The organism is Blautia acetigignens, from assembly GCF_025566865.1.
Classification (GTDB): domain Bacteria; phylum Bacillota; class Clostridia; order Lachnospirales; family Lachnospiraceae; genus Blautia_A; species Blautia_A acetigignens.
In genome coordinates, this window is sequence record NZ_JAOQJM010000021.1 from 12868 (window position 1) to 33408 (window position 20541).

At 41.9% G+C, this 20541-nt stretch carries 15 protein-coding genes and 1 riboswitch; of the genes, 1 reads left to right on the forward strand and 14 read right to left on the reverse strand.

Translation table 11 applies throughout. The annotated features are described in order from the left end of the window. Positions 1–138 precede the first annotated feature (138 nt). The 10 genes from OCV70_RS17160 to OCV70_RS17205 form a co-directional block, all read right to left on the reverse strand. Positions 139–3162 (reverse strand): response regulator, encoded by a 3024-nt coding sequence (locus OCV70_RS17160; RefSeq protein WP_262579922.1) that lies wholly within the window; start codon positions 3160–3162, stop codon positions 139–141. Between the two features lie 148 nt (positions 3163–3310). Continuing rightward, positions 3311–6136, reverse strand: a complete 2826-nt coding sequence (locus OCV70_RS17165; protein WP_195588259.1) for a transporter substrate-binding domain-containing protein — start codon at positions 6134–6136, stop codon at positions 3311–3313. 93 nt (positions 6137–6229) lie between these two features. Next, positions 6230–8392 carry an ATP-binding protein gene (locus OCV70_RS17170; protein WP_195588258.1) on the reverse strand — a complete coding sequence of 721 codons (2163 nt, stop codon included), beginning with the start codon at positions 8390–8392 and terminating at the stop codon, positions 6230–6232. 146 nt (positions 8393–8538) lie between these two features. Then, positions 8539–10383: an ABC transporter substrate-binding protein gene (locus OCV70_RS17175; protein WP_117855149.1), complete on the reverse strand. Its 1845-nt coding sequence runs from the start codon at positions 10381–10383 to the stop codon at positions 8539–8541. Between the two features lie 99 nt (positions 10384–10482). Next, positions 10483–10558, reverse strand: a riboswitch (cyclic di-GMP riboswitch). Between the two features lie 142 nt (positions 10559–10700). Next, positions 10701–11018, reverse strand: a complete 318-nt coding sequence (locus tag OCV70_RS17180) for a helix-turn-helix domain-containing protein (RefSeq protein ID WP_117855110.1) — start codon at positions 11016–11018, stop codon at positions 10701–10703. A 279-nt stretch (positions 11019–11297) separates the two neighbouring features. After that, on the reverse strand, positions 11298–12581 hold the full coding sequence (locus OCV70_RS17185) for a glucosaminidase domain-containing protein (RefSeq protein WP_178105398.1): 1284 nt from the start codon (positions 12579–12581) through the stop codon (positions 11298–11300). Further along, complete coding sequence (locus OCV70_RS17190; RefSeq protein ID WP_195588257.1) at positions 12578–12916, reverse strand: phage holin family protein; 339 nt, start codon at positions 12914–12916, stop codon at positions 12578–12580. The genes OCV70_RS17185 and OCV70_RS17190 overlap by 4 nt, the downstream gene beginning before the upstream one ends. A gap of 92 nt (positions 12917–13008) precedes the next feature. Beyond that, positions 13009–14409 carry a hypothetical protein gene (locus OCV70_RS17195; RefSeq protein WP_195588256.1) on the reverse strand — a complete coding sequence of 467 codons (1401 nt, stop codon included), beginning with the start codon at positions 14407–14409 and terminating at the stop codon, positions 13009–13011. Further along, on the reverse strand, positions 14409–16406 hold the full coding sequence (locus OCV70_RS17200; RefSeq protein WP_195588255.1) for a hypothetical protein: 1998 nt from the start codon (positions 16404–16406) through the stop codon (positions 14409–14411). Before OCV70_RS17200 ends, OCV70_RS17195 begins: the two co-directional genes overlap by 1 nt. A 98-nt stretch (positions 16407–16504) precedes the next feature. Beyond that, on the reverse strand, positions 16505–17107 hold the full coding sequence (locus tag OCV70_RS17205) for a Type 1 glutamine amidotransferase-like domain-containing protein (RefSeq protein ID WP_177283873.1): 603 nt from the start codon (positions 17105–17107) through the stop codon (positions 16505–16507). A gap of 312 nt (positions 17108–17419) precedes the next feature. On the opposite strand from OCV70_RS17205, the gene OCV70_RS17210 reads away from it, so the two are divergent. Continuing rightward, positions 17420–17656, forward strand: coding sequence for a DUF6061 family protein (locus tag OCV70_RS17210; protein WP_055057071.1), 237 nt, complete (start codon positions 17420–17422; stop codon positions 17654–17656). A gap of 203 nt (positions 17657–17859) precedes the next feature. Here the strand turns inward: OCV70_RS17210 and OCV70_RS17215 are convergent, their stop codons facing one another. From OCV70_RS17215 to OCV70_RS17230, 4 genes are read right to left on the reverse strand one after another with little or no spacing between them, the layout of a single operon-like run. Next, positions 17860–18636, reverse strand: coding sequence for a protein-ADP-ribose hydrolase (locus OCV70_RS17215; protein ID WP_195588254.1), 777 nt, complete (start codon positions 18634–18636; stop codon positions 17860–17862). Continuing rightward, complete coding sequence (locus OCV70_RS17220; RefSeq protein WP_195588253.1) at positions 18633–19577, reverse strand: SIR2 family NAD-dependent protein deacylase; 945 nt, start codon at positions 19575–19577, stop codon at positions 18633–18635. Before OCV70_RS17220 ends, OCV70_RS17215 begins: the two co-directional genes overlap by 4 nt. Then, positions 19574–20188 carry a 4Fe-4S binding protein gene (locus OCV70_RS17225; protein ID WP_195588252.1) on the reverse strand — a complete coding sequence of 205 codons (615 nt, stop codon included), beginning with the start codon at positions 20186–20188 and terminating at the stop codon, positions 19574–19576. Before OCV70_RS17225 ends, OCV70_RS17220 begins: the two co-directional genes overlap by 4 nt. Then, positions 20185–20475, reverse strand: a complete 291-nt coding sequence (locus OCV70_RS17230) for a hypothetical protein (protein ID WP_195588251.1) — start codon at positions 20473–20475, stop codon at positions 20185–20187. The genes OCV70_RS17225 and OCV70_RS17230 overlap by 4 nt, the downstream gene beginning before the upstream one ends. Between the last annotated feature and the right edge of the window lie 66 nt (positions 20476–20541).

Sequence of the window (20541 nt, forward strand, 5' to 3'; positions counted from 1 at the left end):
AATATATGTTCTTTTATTTTAACATACCTTATATAATTATTCCAGTCCCCAAAAAACATAAGGATTTTCACAGCCTGCTTCTTCTAAGGAATAAAAAAACAGACCATATAACAACTCTATATGCTCTGTTTTCTATTCCTACAAATCTTCGTGCAGTTTTACATCGCTATTATCTGCCATGCATTTTTTTAAAGCAACAATCATTTTTTCCGCATCCAATGGCTTTGCAAGATGTGCGTTCATTCCTGCTTCCATACACCTTTCGGCATCTTCCCTAAATGCATTTGCAGTCATAGCAATGATAGGGATTGTTTTTGCATCCTGCCGTTCCAGGGATCTTATTGTTTTTGTGGCAGTAAGCCCATCCATAACCGGCATCATGACATCCATTAAAATAACATCGTATGTTCCCGGTTCGGAAGCTTCAAAATGCTGAACAGCTTCTAACCCATTTTTTACTGTTTCTACTTTAGCCCCATTTTCCGTCAGCATAAATTCTGCTATTTCCGCATTCAGCTCATTATCTTCAACCAATAATATCCGGACACCTGATATATCTGCATTGAAATCTTCTTTTTCTTCCGGCCGTGCATTCGTATCAATTTTAAATGGAAGTATTACAGTAAAACAGCTTCCTTCACCAAGCTTGCTTTCAACTGTTATGGTTCCGCCCATCTTTTCTACAAGTTGTTTCACAATAGGCATTCCCAGACCTGTCCCATTATAATCAGAACGTGGGGAATTGTCTGCCTGTACAAATGGAGTAAACAATTCATTTTTTATAAATTCTTCTGACATTCCAATTCCATTATCTTTTATTTTAAATTCACATGTCATGCGATCTTCTGATCTTTCAATCGTTCTCATACTCATGTAAATAAAACCATTCACCTTATTGTACTTCATACTGTTTGTAAACAAATTCATCAATATTTTTTTCAGATGAACTGCATTGCTCCAAACATATATACCACTGTAATCATCATGTTCTCCTATAACATGAAGTCCTTTTTCTTCTGCCTGAAAAGATAGTGACTCCGTGATTTCCTGACATACCTGATCCAGATTGATGGATTCATCACCAAAAACCACTGTATCTGATTCTAACTTTGCCATATCTAAAACATCATTTATCAATGATAGTAGCAGTTTCGATGACTCATGTATTTTATTCATGCAATCCTTTGCCCGCTCAGCATCATTTCCGCTTTTCTCAAGAATCGTAAGCATGCCCATAATGCCATTGATCGGTGTCCTGATGTCATGAGACATGTTGTTTAAAAAGGAAGTCTTAGCCTTATTGGCACTCTGTGCTTCTACAAGTGCATTTTGTAATTCCTGCTGTTTTTCTTCAAGCTCCTGATTCAGCTTCAATGCTTGCTCAGCAGACTTCTTGGATTTTTCTTCTGCACGTTTTGATTTTTTCAAAGAATCAAGAATTATACACAGGACAACCAAAATAGAGATTCCAACTATGAGTGAGACAGCCAGTAAATTGTCCTGAATAAAATCCTTCGCCGTAACTTTTCGTGAAGAAGCATTATACGAAACTACCGCACCTGAAAATTGAGTTGTAGGCATAGATGTCAGTGTTTTATTCAGAATGGACAAAAGAACCGGTTCTCCCTGCTGAACAGCAAATGAAACATCGGCTTCTTTTGTCAGGAAAACACTATGAAGCTTATTATTTTTCAAATAGTCAGAAACAGTACCTGAATTGCTTACAATACAATCTGCCTCCCCTTTCTGCATTGCTTTTACTGCTGCATCTGATGTCTCATATTCCATAACCTCCCATTGTGGATAATTGTATGAAAGATATGCTTTCAATACAAAATTATCTTTTTCAACGGCAACTATATTCTCTTTATTTTCATCAAAAGAATCCTTTGCCGTAATTGCTGCCATATTGAGAGTCAATAGCGTATCCGACAAAGCAAATCCATTTGTTTCTGCAAAGTATGGATTCTGGTTTGCATGAAAAATCAGGTCTATTTTTCCATCCTGCAATGCCTGAAGCAGTTCACTTCTTGTATCATATCCATTTAATTCAAATTCCAGAGTCTGACCTTGCAGACAATTTTCTGCAAGATCCACATAATCTGTAATAACACCTGTCAGTTTACCTGTTGATGGATCTACACTGCTGATACCTCCATCCTGATTCAGATACCCTATCCGGATTGCACCATGCTGCCCGATCCACTCACTTTCTTCTTTTGAAAGAAACGAACTGCTCTGTGCAGAAAGATAACGCCTGTAGAGATCATCTGTGTAAAATGGGTTGTCATCCTTGATTCTGCGCATAGCACTATCCAGTGCTTCTTTGATATCCGGACGTTCTGGATTTATAGCGAAATAGATTTCTGTCTCTCCAATACTTGTAAGCGGTGAAATATCCGATTCTTCCCAACGGGATTCTTCTACCGAAACGAAGCAGTCAATTTCATGTTTCGACAGTTTGTCCATAACTTCTGCGGTATTAGAAACATTGACATGCTGCATATGCAGACCATACTTTAACTCCCATTCGTTAAGCACATCCTCCGTTATATTATCTTTAAACACACCAATATTTTTTCCCTCAAAAGAATCCAGATTTCCTGCTGTAAGATCTATATTGGATGCATCCGTATAGATGTAATATTTCTCTTCCCCCATAGGCATATCGGAAAAAAGCATATTTTCAGCACGTTCGTCTGTATAGGAAATGCCACCAAGAATATCAATCTCTCCATTTTCCAACTGTGTAAAGCAGTTTTTCCAATCACTTGTTATGTATTTATATGTCCATCCTGCATAACCTGCAATATCTTGAAGATACTCATAACCATAGCCGCTTCTTTCTCCCTTTTCATTGACTACATTATAAGTTTCCTCAAAAGATCCTACCCGGATAACATGATCAGAATTTTCTTGAGCAGATGTGGAAACAGGAAAAACAACCAAACATATCATTGTGCAAAATATAAAATAACAAAATTTGAAATTTCTTATATTCTGTACTAATTTGCACTTCTTCATCTTTCTCCCACCCTCCAAGCTACAGTCGCTTGCTTGCTTGCTTGCTTGCTTGCTTGCTTGCTTGCTTGCTTGCTTGCTTGCTTGCTTGCTTGCTTGCTTGCTTGCTTGCTTGCTTCCAGATTTTAATTTTGCATTCATTAATGTTCAATACCCCCACAACATTTTTATAAATATCTTTGCGACAGCTTCTGCTGTACTTTTACTCTTTATTATATAATCCAATTTTATCTGTTTTTGTCTTTTATCCATTATGATCCCTTCCTCTTATACCTCCATCGATGTAGTTTTAATGAACATATCTTAAAATCGTTTTTATCACTTTCTCAATCACAATCGGCTTTGACAGATGTGCATTCATTCCTGCATCCAGTGATGCCTGAACATCTTCAGCAAATGAATTGGCTGTCATTGCTATAATAGGAATGTTTTTTCCATCCGGTCTGTCATTCATCGCCCTGATTGCTTTTGCCGCTTCATAACCGTTCATTTCAGGCATCATGATATCCATCAGGATTACATCAAATGTGCCTTCCGGATGATTTCTGAAAATCTCAACAGCATTCTTTCCATCTACAGCTCTTTCTACATTCATTCCAAACTCTTCCAGCTGCACGGTCGTAATTTCTGCATTCAGCTCATTATCCTCTGCAAGAAGGACTTTCACACCTGTAAGATTTACCTTTTCAGAAAAACCTGTGTCTGACTTATTACATTCCTTATCTGTAATTTCCAGAGGAATATCCACAGTAAAAGTGGTTCCCTCATGCTTTTTGCTTTGCACGGAAATGGTTCCACCCATCATATCTACATACTTCTTTACGATAGCCATCCCCAGTCCAACTCCATGGTACTGCGTTCTCACATCGGAATCTTCCTGTGCAAATTCCTCAAAAACTTCTTTTGTAAATTCCTCACTCATGCCAATACCAGTATCCGAAATGCGGTAATGCATATTTATATATCCATCCCCGCCCTTTTCCTGACACCGGGCTTCAAATGTAATCGTCCCTCCATCCGGAGTGAACTTCACGGCATTGCTCAGAATATTAACCAGCACATCTCGCAGACGTACAGGATCCACAAGTACATTTGGGATCTTTGCTTCTTCACGCTGGATCTTAAAGCTGATATCCCTGTTCGTAAGAAAGCCTTTTGTAATATCCAGTGCAGAATCTGTGATACTTTTCAAATCTGCCAGTACCGGATTGTATTTCACTTTTCCACTTTCCACGCGAGTCAGATCTAATACATCATTGATCAGCGACAGTAAATACTCTGAACTTTCATCAATCTTTTCCAGACAATTTTTCACTTCGTCTGAAGGATTTTTTTTCATTGCAATACCGGTAAATCCCATGATTGCATTCATCGGTGTTCTCATATCATGGGACATATGTGACAGAAATGCTGTTTTTGCCTTGTTTGCAGCCTGCGCATGCTCTGCCAGTTCCGCCATTTCCTCAGCCGTCTCCTGGGCTGCCTTCTGAGCTTTTTCTCTTGCACTGAGACGCATTGCTATCACAGCCATAGTAGTCAGCAGCCATCCGAAAATAAGAAGAACCCAAACAGTAACAACAGGATGCAGACGGATCCAGTCAACAAATGTCAGATCTGCTGCTTTGTATGTGGTATACCGGGCTGCAAGATCTTCGACAAGATTTTTTGGCATGGCATACATTGCTTTCGTCAGGATGCCAGCCAGTGCATGGTTCTCTGTTGATGAGATTACCATGCGGTAGGTGTATGTAGGCTGTTCCAGCAAAGTATATGCCATGGTGCCTGTGGTGTCACTATTCACAAACGCCTGTGCCATATAATAGTAGACGAAGGCAGCATCGGCTTTTCCCTTACGGACAGCCTCCATCATTTCCTGTCGGGTACTGCACATCAGTTTTTCTGCACCGGGTGCCATTGCATCTTCAATGGAATTTGATGCTGTCTGGTCAACAGTAGTAACAACATTAATTTTTCCATCAAAGTCACGCCGTGTCACCCTTGCCAGCTGCATCGTAATGAAAGGTGCAGTAATCCCCCATTTTTTCGTCTCAGCATAGTTATCTGTTTCCAGGCGTGCATCGATGCTCATATCTGTGGTTTCCGTATTTTTCTGATAAGCAATATACTCATCTCTGGTGGCAGGTGTAAGAAACTCATAGGAAATCCCGGCATAGTCTGCAATTTTCCGGAAGTAATCCGGGATAATACCCTTCATCTCACCATTTTCATTATAAGAATATGGATAACGGGTCGGATCACACAGAACATGAAGCGGGTTGTCCTTGGAATACTGTGAAATAATACTTTTTTCTTTCTCCGTATATTCCAGATTCTTAGTTTCTATGCTTTCATAATTTTTATTGTAAAGCGTCGTTTTCCAGTCACCCTCAACCGCATTCATCTGATCGATCGCATAATTGATCTCATTCAGTAATTCTGTATTGCCCTTTTTAACAATGACATAGAAATCGCTGCTGCCAAATTTATCCACGATTCGCTCATTGTTTGTTTTTCTCAGAGAACTGGTAACAATCGCATCAACTTTTTCGCTCTGAAGGGCTTCCTCCATCTCTGCGGTCGTATCAAAATAAGATGGAACATATGTAAATCCTTTGTTGTCTGCAAAATCCGCAAACTCTTCATTCCGGGTGTTTCCGTTCAAAAGCGCCACACGCATACCGTTGTAAGTGCTGTAATCGCCGTCCACAATCGTGCTGTTGTCACTGCGGACGGTCAGCATCCCATAATTGGTTCCGATCGGACGTGAAAAATCAAACTTTTCTTCTCTGTCCGGTGTTTTGCGGGCAGATGTTACCATGTCAATCTCGCCATCTTCAAGCATCTGCTGCATATCATCCCAGCTCTGATCGTATCCGACATATTCGTAATCTACATCCCAATAACGGGCCATCAACCGAAGAAAATCATAGCCATACCCACTGCGGTTGCCTTCTTCATCCATCACATGATAACCATCCATGGCAAAGAAACCGACTTTGACAGTTTCATGCTGCGAACTGTCCTCGGCCGCATATGCAGTCAGGGGAGAAAATATCATACACACGCATACAAAAACCAGTAACACTGCCACATATTTCTTTGCTCTCGAAATCATATTAAATCTCCTGTTCGTCTGTCTGTCTGTCAAATATATTTCTCTATACATCTCTTTGTCAACCTTCTGATTTAATAAAATTACACTACTGTATCAAAACCATTTGTCACTGTTCAATGCCCTGCGGTTCGGTGCCCCCCCGCCGGATTTTATGCTTCTGATCGTCTTCTCCAGTACCGTCATCTCAACCGGTTTTGAAACATGTGCATTCATACCGGCTGCCAGAGAATGCTGGATATCCTCTGAAAATGCATTGGCGGTCATGGCAATGATCGGAATCTTCTTTGCCAGTTCATGGGAGCTTCTGCGGATTGCCTTTGTTGCCTCATAACCATTCATAACAGGCATCTGCACATCCATCAGGATCATGTCATAATCCCCCGGAGCAGACTGTTCAAATGCTTTCAAAACCTCTTCACCATTTTCACAGATGGTACATTCTGCACCTTCAATCTTTAACAGTTCCGTCAGGATCTCAGCATTCAGCTCATTATCCTCTGCACACAGGAACCTCATTCCCTGCAGAATATTACCATCCTGCTCATCTGTTTCTTCCTGTACCGCCAGAGCAACCGTTCTATCCTCTGCAATTTTCAGATCCATGAGAACCTCAAAACAGCTTCCCTGCCCCAGTTCACTCTCCACATCAATGGTGCCTCCCATTGCTTCAACCAGATTTCTGGTAATCGCCATTCCAAGTCCGGTTCCCTGTATCTTATTCGTCACAGAATTTTCAGCGCGGGTAAACGGATCAAAGATTATCTCTTTGAAATCTGCCGATATTCCCAAGCCATTATCGCTAACTAAGAAACGGTACTTTGCATAGACAGATGAATTTGTCTCACATTCTTCTACCAGAAGCTGAATTTTTCCACCTTCCTGCGTATATTTTATGGCATTAGACAGCAGATTACTGAAAATCTGCATCAAATGAACCTGATCCCCATTCACCCACTCATGCTGAATATTTTCTTTTATGATTGTAAGCGTCTGCTTCTTTTCATATATTTGAGAATGAAACATAGTGTCAAGCTCCTGTACAAAATCCAGAATAGAAAAGTCAGAATACTTGAAGACTGTTTTTCCTGCCTCAATCTTGCTCATATCCAGAACGTCATTGATAATTCCCAACAGATGCTGTGATGAAATATCTATTTTATCTGCATACTCTATAACTTTTGCTTTATTACCTGCATCATGTCTGATCAAAGATGTGATACCAATGATTGCATTCATAGGAGTACGAATATCATGTGACATATTAGACAGGAAATCCGTTTTCGCCTTATTTGCATTTTCAGCTGTCTGTAAAGCCTCTGTTGCAACGTTCTTTGCCTTTTTCAGTTTTTGATTGACTACTTCCATTTCCTTCATTGTTTGTAAATGAAGTTCATTATTTCTTTTTTCATATTCTGCTTTCTGATCTGCAAGACTAAGTCTGGAAATACTGTAGAATAATCCGGCAAAAAGTAAAAGTATAAAACCTGCCATGAGTATTGTTGTAAACAGCACCGTTTTCTGGTAATCCATCAGCACATTGTCAATAACTCCCTTTGCCACAATACATACCAAAATGGTGTTGTTGCTTTCGATCGGGCAATACCCCAGATAATAGGGGTCCTGTTTTCCCAAAAGTGCAACTCCGGATTCTCCGTTATCAAACTTCTTTTTGAACAAATCAGCCTCTTCTTCTGTAATAGCCTGTTCCCCTTTTAAATGTTTTAACAAAGAATAATTACGCTGGTATTTATCACCACTCAGGTTCGTATACGTAATATTTCCGTCATGATCCAGCATGAACAAATATGCTTTCCCATCATAACCTTTCAGTTTTAACATGGAATCCAGTTTCGAATAATCATACACAGTTCCAATTGCCGTATAAGTTTCCCCATTGATCGTGTATTCCTGACATGGGATCGCAACCAGATAACCGTCTTTTTTCTTCTGATCATAATCAAGACGCACCAGTTTTCCAATATTGTATCCATTCTTTAAGTCCAGCAGAAATTTACTTGGCATATCAATCCGCATTTTTGTTCCATCTGCTGATATTGCCTGACCATTTTCCTGAAGGAATATAAGTGTACTTTCCGATTCTTTTTCCCATGCTTCAAAGAAACTTTTGTTCACATCCGTTTCAAGAGACAGCTCTCTCTCATGAAGTAAAAATTCCTCAACCAACTGCAGCTGGCTGTAGTACCCACTCACTTGAAGATCATAGGTCTGCTGTATCTGTTCAACAACAGCTCCCATACTGCTTTTTCCATTTTCGCTGATATACTTATTAGACTTACTTATAAGATACTTTATAAAAACTAAGCTTAAAAGAATAATAAGTAGTATAAGCAACAGCCTTGTTATTTTTTTTCTTTTATTTACCGCTTGTTCTATCTCCACTTTTACTGTTCAACCTCTATATAGTCTTCCGGTGCTGACGGCTGCTGTCCTTTTGACATTGCTTCGGTCCATGCACTTGATAATGTTGTATCTTTAAGCTGCTCAATCTCACATTTCGGATTTATTTTTGTCAAAACAGACATTGTGGTGTCTGTAAGAAGAATAGAGTATTCCTTTTCTTTGTCTATTTTCTTATCATTAACTGTTAAGTCCTTTAACGAAAATCCACTTTCCTCTTGACTGACGATAATTTTCATACCGGATGCAATTGGTAATTCGTATTTATTGGTTACATAAAAATTCTCATCAGCATCAGCAAAATAATTTTCCACGAGTTCATAAACCTGTTTACCATTAATTTTTGTAACATATAATGCTGTATCTGAACTCTTCGCTGTCATCATGCCAACCCGGCTGCTGGTGCATTCTCCTTTATACATAGAGGAAGTGAAATAATAATATGGTGCCAGAGCCAGCTGTGCATCATTTTCTTCTCTGATCGTAGTTAAAATGGAAGATGCTGCATCACGGCCATTTCTATCGTTCAGTGAAATGGAATATTCATTTTCAAAATTCACCGTTGCTTTTTCTTCTGGATCTTTACGATTCATTACACTGCGCAAAGTATCATAAGCCTGTGTTTCATCCATTTCCCCTGACAGTAATCCGTGAACAGCCTCAAGACTTGCATCAAATGATTTTTGAGCGGAATATCGGATATAAACAGCATTATTGTTAATTTCCTCTTCCAGTCCAGGCACATCCTGCATCATGGTTGGAACATCTGTATTCAATGAAATAACACCGCTTCCATCCGCAATCAGTTTTTGCCCCTCTTCTGAAATCATACAATCCAGCACATCCAGTGCAGTATCCAGTTTCTCCCGGTCTTTTTCCAGGTTTTTGTTAAATGCAATGTTTAAGGACGGAGTCATGTACACATAGGATTCATCCGATGTCTGTGAAAAATAAGGAATGCGGGTCAGCTCCGCATCCATCTGTTTCTGCAGCTGCTGCATAACCGTCGGATGTCCATGAAACATTGCTGATTTTCCCTCGACAAACATCTGGATTCCTGTATCGACGTCAATATTGATATCTTCTTTACCAAAGTGCGAGTCTTTCAGAAACTGGCTGGTTTCTGAAAAAATACGTTTCCATAATGCATCATCAAACTTTACTTCATCCGATGCAGTCTCTGCACCGTTTCGCCATTCAATACCATCCAGGCTTGTGAACTCACCGATTGCCGCCGCCTGGATGATCTCATTATTAGACCAGTCTTCACCAAGATCCATGGAATACGGTTTTATGCCATTATCATAAAACTGCTGACAGGCCTGTACATATTCCTCATAATTTTCTGGAATCTTTACGCCATACTGATCAAACAGTGTTTTGTTGGCAATGATCGTCTGCGGAATACCACAGATTGGCAGCCACTGGATTTCATCCTCCTCATTCTTATAATATTGCACCGCATAAGAATAGTACTTGGAAACAACATCATAAGAAGCAAAATCCATAAGATAAGGCTGTAAGTCCTGTGCATCTGTTCCAGAGAATCGACGTACTGTTATGATATCCGGTAATTCATCATGTTCTTTAAAATAACTGTATAAATCGGTATCATTGTTACCAATAATAAATTCAATATCCTGATCAGGAAACTGTTCATGGATATAGGGTGCAATATTTTTCATCAAACGATTTTCCCACAGATAAACGGTAAGATGATCATCATTTTTAGATACTTCTTTCTTTGACTGTCCACATCCAGACAAGACAGCAGATGCTACAAGTACACCTGACACCACTGCAATCAGACAACGTTTTGCCTTTTTCATACTTTTATTTTCCTCATTCTTTCCTGATAAAATCATTACTGTTACGCCTATGAAATAACACCGTAAAAAAGCACCGTCAGACAGACAGTGCACCTCATTTTATGCAACTGGCTGCCATTTTACAGGCCCTGTAGCTTTGCGTCCCAGACTTTCATCTGGTTTGCCGATTTCCTTATTATAGATATAGCTTTTAAACTTATGCAAAAAAACTAATTTTATTATACTTTAACGTTCTACTATGCACAAGAAAAACATTACCGTTTTAACGCCTAAAAACAAAAAAAAGAACAGCCGATACATATACTCGAACTGTTCTTCTACTTCCGAAGACCACGCAGCATTGACATCACTGTTTCCTGCTCATTTGTACTCAGATTGTTCCATATCCTTAAAACTTCTTTCTGTTTTTCTGTCAGATTCTCTGAATTACCTTCCTGAAAAAACTGCGATAATGTCACGCCCAAAGCTGTACATATTTTTTCAAGTGTAATCAGCGACGGCAGGTTTTCCTGCGCCATGATTCTTCCCAGTGATGACTGGGAAATTCCCGACAGCTGCGATAATCTATATTTACTGATATCACGCTTTTCACACAAAGATGTTATTTTATCCGCAATATACTTCTCTATCTGCAAGTAACTATACCTCATTTCCGCTATTACATGTTCTTATTGTACCTGTAATAATGAAAAAATATTAGTAATCAACTTTGCAAGTATTCATTCCCATTATAGGAAGTATACGGATAAAAAAATATAAAGATACTTTCGTTTCCGAAAAAGTCATTTTCGCTTATATCGTTTTTATAATAGCACAGACAGTTATATTTGTCACATAAAAGTTTGAAACCTCAAACAAAAAAATAAGCCTGCCATCATCCGCAGATTTCTCCACAGATAACAGCAGGCTTCCTACTATCTCATCAACTCATTCACTTTTCTCTGCACTGCTCCATAATCATATCCCGCAGCCTGCAGTTTCTTCTTCCTATCCTCACCATTTCCCCACTTTCCGGCAATAACTTCCTTTGCCACAGCTTCCACACTCTTTTTCCCACTGCCTTTCACCAGCTCATTCACCTTCGCCTGCACTGCCCCATAATCACATCCCGCAGCCTGCAGTCTCTTCTTTCTGTCCTCGCCGTTCCCCCACTTTCCGGCAAGCACTTCCTTCACCACAGTTTCTACACTCTTCTTTCCGGTACCAGGCTTCCCTCCGGTTCCGTTCACAGCCTTCTCATACCGCGGAGCTGCATATCCACGGATATATCCCCATCCCAGGGGAATCACCCTTCTGTCAACCTTTTCACCCCGGTTACCTTCAATAGCAGTTACCTTTCCGCCGGAAACCTTCTCCACAAAACCAATATGATCACTGTACCCATCATTCGGCTGTGCTGCCTTATCCCAGTTATAGACAATCACGTACCCCGGCTCCGGCGTGATGGTACCATCCTCAATCCAGATCCCCAGCTTTTTAAAAATCTTCACATGCTCCTCAACGCCGCACTCCCTGCCGATCAGCTCACTGCATCCCGCCTTGATCCCTGCGGCAGACACACAGGTATCACACCATTCATCTGAATACTGCACTGCATATCCTCTGGGAAGCGGCTTCACACTGTTATACAAGTCAATAATCTCCTTAAACTTTCCATTGGCCTCACTGAACCCCAGCCAGCCCCTCATCACATCCAGAACACTCTCAGCAGTCTTTGCCATAGTCTCACATCCTCCTTCATCAAATCTTGTCAGTTCATACTGACGGATCACCTTCATGCAGTTCTCTACATAGGAAAAAGAAGTGGCATACCCGTCAGCACGGATGGTTTCCAGATATTCCTGCGGATCCCGGATCCCCTGCAGGTTCCGGTACCGTTCCAGCTGGATAAACTCAAAATAGCCCTTCACGCCCTCTTCCATGGAATCAAACACCCGGAAATTATCACGGATGGAAGCCAGCGTCCCTTCCCTGTATTCTTCCTGTGTACGCATATTTACAGACCTGCCAGTCCATCTGGTGCCGCATTTCAGTCCGAAATAATTATGGTACTGACTGGCCAGCCTGCTCTCACCCCATCCGGATTCCAGCACTGCCTGTGCGATCACAGGCGAGAACACCAGAATCCCATACAGTCCTGCATACTTCTTCACATATCCCGCAATATCTGCGATAAATTTCTCCCTTGCAATTCTCATTCCCCTTCGCTCCCTTCTCCTCTGTCATGCAGCTGTTCCAGCACATCTTTCATTTTCTGCGGAATCGGAAGCCCCAGATGCCCTGCATTCTCCAGCAAACTCACACCCTCATTGGAAATATAGAAAAAGATCAGCACTTTTCTGCAGATTCCCCGGAATCCCACCTCACTGGAAAGCGTATGGTCCGCAAAAGCACACATCACCCCGGTCAGGTAATCGATCACCACAAAAGCGATCAGGGCATACAGAAGCCCGTCACAGCCTCCCATAAACCAGCCCAGCCATCCGCCTACAGCCATAAAAACCATCTGAATAAAGTTCCAAAATTCCTTCATGCCAGAATCCTCCTCCCATGAAAAAAGCAGCCCCCATTTCTGAGAACTGCCGTAAATAAGTTTTCTATCTTCATGCCTTGCGGCAGAAAGACCTATATTGTTTCCTCCGTCAGCGTATACGTGATCTTCATGGTCTTGTCCGTATTCTTCACCACTGCTGATGAAAGATTATTAATACTTGCCAGATAAGGCGTCAGAAGATAAGCACACCTGTGCTCCTTTCCGTAACTGCCGCCCCACATAAACACAAAGTTCTTATACTGGAACAAAGGCGTTGCCATGGCTTCAAACCTTGCGCTCCCCTGCGTCTTGATCACCCTGTCATCCGCCGTGATCTGGAAATCCCCTGCCACGATCATGTCCCCGAGAAGTGTCATATACACCTCACAGGAACCGGCCTCGCCTAAGGATTTCAGCTTGGAAGTAAAGCCCAGCGGGATCAGTGTCACATCCGCTGAATTTGCAGTATTGATCTTATAAACTCCCTTCTTATCATAAGAAGGCACATACAGATACCCCTTCCTCACACAGCATTTTACATTCCGTTCCGGATAGGAACCGTCCTTTGCCCTTGTGCCCACTTCCGAAAGCTTCGCCTTGGACAGTGTCCAGCTTCCCTCCGTAAAGGAATAATCCTTTTTGGAGATCCGGATCCACACCATCTTCGCATCCCCGGAAGAATTCGGCTCATTGGAAAATCCATACCAGTATCCGTCATGCCCGTCCATAAATTCCCCGTACTTCGTATAATCCCCCATGAACGTGAAACTTTCCGTTGTCAGTGTCTGCTCCTCCAGCACGGTATAAGTGGTATCATCCAGCTTCTCATTCAGCCCGATGTTAAACACCGGGATCCGGATCTTCGTAATGGTCACACTGGAAGTCCCAAAGGTGATGGAATACAGCAGGTTCTTTTCAAAATCCAGCTCCACTGCCTCAAACAGTGTCATCTGCTTCGCCTTCGGGATATCCCCAATATCCACCTTTTTTAGGAGCAGGAACGTGCTTGCATCCCCTGCCGCACTGCCAAAAGCATTCTGCCCTCCCAGGGCACTGGTCAGTGCCACCGCCGCAATATTTCCATTCCCCTGGCTGGGAGTAAACTCCCACACAAACTTATATCCATTGTCCAGTTTCTTGCTCTCCGTCTGGTTCAGGCTTCCCCTTGCCACATTGGAACCGGAATTAACATTGTTGGAAGCATAAGCCACAGGAAGGTTCTTCCCCTGCTCGTAAATATGATCCGCCTTTTCTTCCAGCACTGCCGGAAACAGCAGGATCCCGCCGATCATGTTCGGGCAGATGGGAAGCAGCGTCCCGTTCCACAGAACAGAATTGTCATACTCCCCGCTGGCTTTCAGATAAATCCCCATGGGATTCAGCCCCAGAATATTATTCACCGCCTCCGTGATCATGTTCGTCTCCCGCACGGTTTCCACCGCACCCGTATTCGTATCGGTCAGTTCAATGACCATCTCACCTTTTAATCTCATCACACGCCCTCCATTTCTACCGGCCTGCAGAAACCGCTGATTCCCACTCTCTCAGCGAAATACACCTCAAAGCCTCTGTTCACTGTCTCCTTCATCTGCATGGACAGCGAATCCCGGAAAACATTCACATTCAGTCCTCCGCCAATGGCAAATCTCCTGGTATAATCTTCCACCTCAAGCTTTCCGTCCCATGCGTCCCCAGCCGCCATTGCCTGTCCGCTGACAGAAGCAATGCAGTCCCCCACATCAACCGTACCGCTGCCATTCTCCATCCAGAGATACACATTAAACGTATTCGTATAATTGGCAACGATCTTTTCAATAGGATAATACAGCGACAAAATATGTTTCCCGGAATGCCAGGTCTCAACCGGACAATGCTCCACAATCTCCTCATTATTAAATTCAAAGACCACATGGCAGACTGCCTGTCCGTCTTCCTGCCACTTCACCGGCAGGCTCACATCCACAGAAACCTCCGAACCACTCCCGGTTCCGGTTTCAGAATCCGAGCCACCAGCGACATCATCCGTACTCCCTGTATTCTCATTCCCAGAAGTATTTCCAACTTCATTCCCTGCCGCATCATTTTCAGAACTTCCTGCATCCGATGTCTCCCCGGTTCCATCAGAACCACCCGTACCACTTCCAGTTCCACTGCCGCTTCCGCCCGGAAATGGAATCACCACAGTCCCGGAAGCCTCCGCAGACCGTTCCACCGGATCCGCAGCCACATCCACAACAACCTGCGCAAAAAACTGCATGTGGTTTTCCTCAGAAGAAGCAAACTGGATACTGATCAGCTTCACCCTGGTCTGCCCGATCTCATGCGCGGAAGCATTGGTAAACGTATGAATCCCGATCTTCCCAGTCTTCGCGTTGTCTTCAATCTGGTTCAGCAGCCCCGAAATATTCTTGTCGTTCCTTGACTTCGCCTGAGCCAGCCTTGGGTTCTTCCCCACACATTTCAGGCTCTGCTTTCCCCCGATTTTCTGCCTGATGGAAGTGATACAGGTGATCTGTCCCTCATCCGCCTGTCCTCCTGCAAACGTCAGCACATCCCCCGGATCCAGGGCAGGGTTCCCGATGGTATCCGAATCAAACGGCACATACCGGATCACGGACAGATCTGTCAGGATATTCCTGCACAGCATTTCCCTGGTCTCTGCCAGTCCAAACTGCAAAAGCGGATTCACTCCCAAGTTCATGGTCAGCCCATTATCCGGGTCCAGAGCATAATACTCTGCAATCTGCGTCTGCTTATTAGTAGAACTCACCGCCGTATACCTGGTGATAAAATCCGAAAAACTGGAAGAAAACCGGTGTCTCTGCTCCACCTTCATCACAGGATCCTTCCCGTACTTTCTCAGTTCCAGCTTCCCCTCCCTGTTAATAATAAAGAAACCTCCCAGAACCTGTGCCACATAAAACAGCACGTCCCGGCAGGTCTCAATATCATTTTCAGTATAAACAGAAAGCGTCACCCCGCCATTCGGCATGGCATCAATCTCCGCCCTCTTATTCGCAAACTCCACTTTACACCGCTTACAGCACAAAGCAATAAAATCATAAGCAGTCCCCACAGTCTCAAACCCGTTGAAACTCTTATCAAACCGCAGCATAAAATCATAGGCTTTCAGTTCCAGACACTTTGCCAGACGGTTCGCCTCACTGACCTCAAAAACTCCCATCGGCACATCTTCCACCGAACCATCCGCCAGCACCAGATGAAACACCAGCGTCACAAGCGTATCCTCCAGCGTGTACCTGTCAATATCACTCAGAAGCGTGATCCCCATCTCTGCCGCATACACCGTCCCCAGTTCAATCTCCGTACTTCCGCAGCACTGCCTGGAAATATATCCGGAACCCTTCACAATCTCCTTCGACCCGAACTCATACGTCATTCCGCCTCTGGTAACGATCGTACCCGTCCAGTAATATTTTCTTGTATTGCTCTTCACAGCTCTCAGAAACCCATCCGATACCGGATACATCCCGCCACCTCCATTTCCCCACGAAAAAAGCACCAGCCAACTCAATGACTGATGCTGTGTTATGTTATTGTTTTTCACTACAACCTGGAATTTTCAAATTAGTCTTTGCAAATAACCTTTGAACCTTCACCATCGATTACAATTCCCTGACGGTTGTTAATTGGGCATAAATTCAAATCCGAAAATTCAGTCATTATTTTCTCAGTAACTTTCTTAAATGGTGCTGTAAGATAATGCGGAAGAACATAGAAATCAATCAAATCAAGCCCTGCATCATCTTCTTGTGAGTAGTCCTCCGGCTTTTCATCCATTTGTTCAATATATTGGATAGTTGGAGCGCATATAATCGCACCTGCCGATTCACCGATCATCAGTTTTCCCTTTTCCAATTCCTTCTTCAATAGCTCATCCGTTCCCGTTTTACGGAGCTGGTCCATAAGGAAGAAAGAATTTCCACCAGTAAAATATATCACATCCGCATCTTCAAAAACAGACTGTATCGTTAAATAAGCCTCCGTTGAAATATCAATTTCAGTTACGGCTGCTCCCAGTTTATTGAATAGCTTTCGAGCCGAGCCGACATAACCGGTATAGCCTTCACGCAGCGAAGCTGTGGGAATAAATGCGACTTTCTTGTTATCAATTTCTTCTTTTATCAAACTTCCTACACTTGAAAAGTGCGAACATAAAAACAGTTTCATCCATATCCTCCTTAATAAATTCCGATTGAGATTTCACCTGTTTTAAGAGATTTAATAACTGTTATATTTTGTTATTAAATTCTCTGTAAACCCTTGAAAACACTGGATTTGTCGCAGGTGAGCTTTCCCTTATTGTTTCCCTTGTGTTATATCGTCCCGCCAGTGTTTACAAACTCTGATAAGGGAAAATACAAGGGCAAGAAAATCATATAAAACAGTATAACACAAAATAAAAGTGACATGGTGAACTGATTGAAATGCTTCTGATTTTTGTAACTGATGATTTATTGATCGATAAGGAGATAAGATACGATGAGAACAATATTTGCAGAATATAATCCACAATGCAACAGTATTGATGTTTATACCAGTGCCGGCTATATGCTTCGCATTGACTGCTGGGAAGCTGAGAAGGACTTAAAAACCACGCCTGGATCAGACTGTGCATTAAATACACTTGCTATTGACGAACCACTGGAATATGCAAGATTATATCTTGATGGAAATTTACAGATGTGGGTTGATGCAGAAGATTCACTTGAACTTTAATATTTCCTGTTAAAAATTGAGTAGGAGGCAGTGACTAACCGCCGTCCTCTCAGTGGACAGCCCCCAATTGGTGAACTGTCCACTTTTTTTAATAATATTCTCGTTCTTCCCACCAGTCGTTCACTTAACATCGGATTCCAATATAAATCACATTCTCAGGCAGTAACAGTACAATAAGATTTATCGGATATTTCAACAAACGCTTATAACAATCCACTGTATATTTTTAAATCTTCATCCTTAAACACATTAAAGATTACCTTTTTTATTCTGCTGTCTTTGTTAAGATACTGCTTTACAGTGTTCGTTGCAATCTCGGCAGCTCGTTGCTGTGGAAAACGGAATACACCTGTAGACAAACAACAGAATGCAATAGATTCCACACCAGTATCAGCTGCAAGCTTTAGGCACTCTGTATAGCAGCTTGCCAACAGGTCTTCATCTTTTTTTGTGACTTTCCATTGTATAATCGGTCCTACCGTATGAAGAATATATTTTGCCGGAAGATTGTAGCCCGATGTTATCTTTGCTTTGCCGGTCTCTTCTTCATGTCCCTGCTCTGTCATAATCTCATGCATTTTCAGACGCAGCTCAATTCCTGCATAAGTATGAATAAAATTATCAATACAGGCATGCATCGGCGAAAAGCATCCAAGCATCTGTGAGTTGCAAGCATTTACGATTGCATCACATTTCAGTGTCGTAATATCACCCTGCCAGATATATAATCTCGAATCGGATCTGACAGGTGCAAGCGCGGCAGCATCTGTGATTCCACGCTCTATATTTCTTTCTGCAAGATACTCATCCTGTATTTTCAAAAAATCATTACTGATTGGTCTTGGCGGTCTGACATTCATAAGTGAGCGAAGCAGATTTTCCTGCCCCTGCTTATCCGTAGGAATGTTCTGGCTGCCAACTCGTATTTCTTCTTTTAAAAGATACTGAATCAGATATTCTCTTCGCTCATCCTGTGTCATAATACTAGCCCCCTTATATCAGTAATTGCCTTTGCCATATCACCGCCAATACCAATTGCACGTTCCCCGAAGCTTTCCGGCACAACTGCTTCGTCCATATTCAGGCGTATCAAACTATAAGACGAGTTCTCCCTCACCATCTTTTCAAAAGGGAAACGTATAATAATCGGCGTATTAAATCCAACTCCAAGTTCCAAAAGAACAACCTTTTTATCTTTATGCTGTTCCAGAAACCCCGCATACCTGTCGGCTGCCTCATGCCACGCTTCATCTTCCACAAAATAATTATCACAACGGAGATTCATAGCCATATTGCCGCCACACACCGGACATTTTGGTACAAGTTCTGATGGAATCAGGCAGTCTCTTCTTGCTTTATCCATTTTACGAAACAGGTCTTTTGCATCGTAAGTCTTTGGATGACAGGCTTTCTGGCACTGGATTTTCCCATAATCTCCCTGTGTTGCAAATATTCTTTTTTCATCGAATCCCGCTTTATAAAACTGATGATCCACATTGGTTGTAAGTACAAAATATTCTTTGTTCTTTACAATATCATAAAGTTCTGTATAAAGCGGCAATGCCGGAGGATCAAAACGGTTCATCAATGCATGTTTTGACCAGTATCCCCACTTTGCCTCCTCAGACGGATATGGATAAAATCCGGCTGCATACATATCTGTCATGTAGTACTCACCGTATTTTTTTATAAATTCTGCAAAATTGTCTGTAAACCTTTTACCACCATATTGGATTCCCGCAGCTGTCGATGCCCCGGCTCCTGCCCCGATTATAACACAGTCTGTATTTCTTATATTCTTTGCTGCCCTGTCAATCTGGTCTTCATATGCATACTTTTGGAATACATAATCCCTTGCCGGAGTACTACATAAAAAGTTTCTCCAGTCAGCATGCCCTTTTCTGATTTTCTTAAAAATCATAATGAACCTCTTTTCTCAATACACTGCTTCGGACAAATTTCTGCACATCTTCCGCAATGCAGACAATGATTCTGGTTGATAGTAACCGGAACTGAAGATATATCAATGCATTTTTGCGGACATACAGAGTAACACAGTTTGCATCCAATACATTCTTTTCCAATAAAATACCCTGTCTGAACTGCCTCGTTTTTTCCAATTGTTATAGTATCCCTCACAATATTTGATGGATTGCTGATATCAAAATACTCTCCCTGTGCCTCATACAGCCGAAACACTTCGATTGCGTCTTTCGTATCTCCCGGATAGATTTTCTTCATATATGGATTTTTTTCAAACATAATATCAAGATTCTTTTTTCCGATGTTCTTTATTTTTCCACGCAGAGACACCGCAATTTTGTCTTTTGTTGCGGATATTGCCACATACTGCTGCTCCATTAACTGGTCATAAAATGTTTTTCCCGTTGCTGTAAGGAAATACACACCTTCTTCATCATAGTACATCATATCTATGATTCTTGTCTGAGGATGTCCATCTGAACCTATCGTTGCAACTGTTGTTGAATGAATTTCATCCACCAGAAGTTCAAGATAATCCATTTTTGTCATTTCCAAGTCTCTCCTTTCAGTATCGGTGTAAGTTTTTTATATATCATCATGGTAATTGCTCCAATTACCATGCCTTTTAAGATATTAAACGGCAATGCATTGAATAGCACAATGTCCAGCTTAGTCTTAATAAATGGCAGAAATTCGCCAAATGATGGACTCAAAGGAACCGGAAACTCTAAAAATGCCAACACATATGATATAGCTGCCAGTAGAGCTGTCATTGTTATCGTCCTTGTAGAAACTAAATTTTTTCTTGTTTTAATAGTTGCTGTATTGTTACTCATAAATCTCCTTTTTGTGAGATATGCCTGAATTTAAAACAGCCCGCAGGACGGGATTTCCTGCGGGAC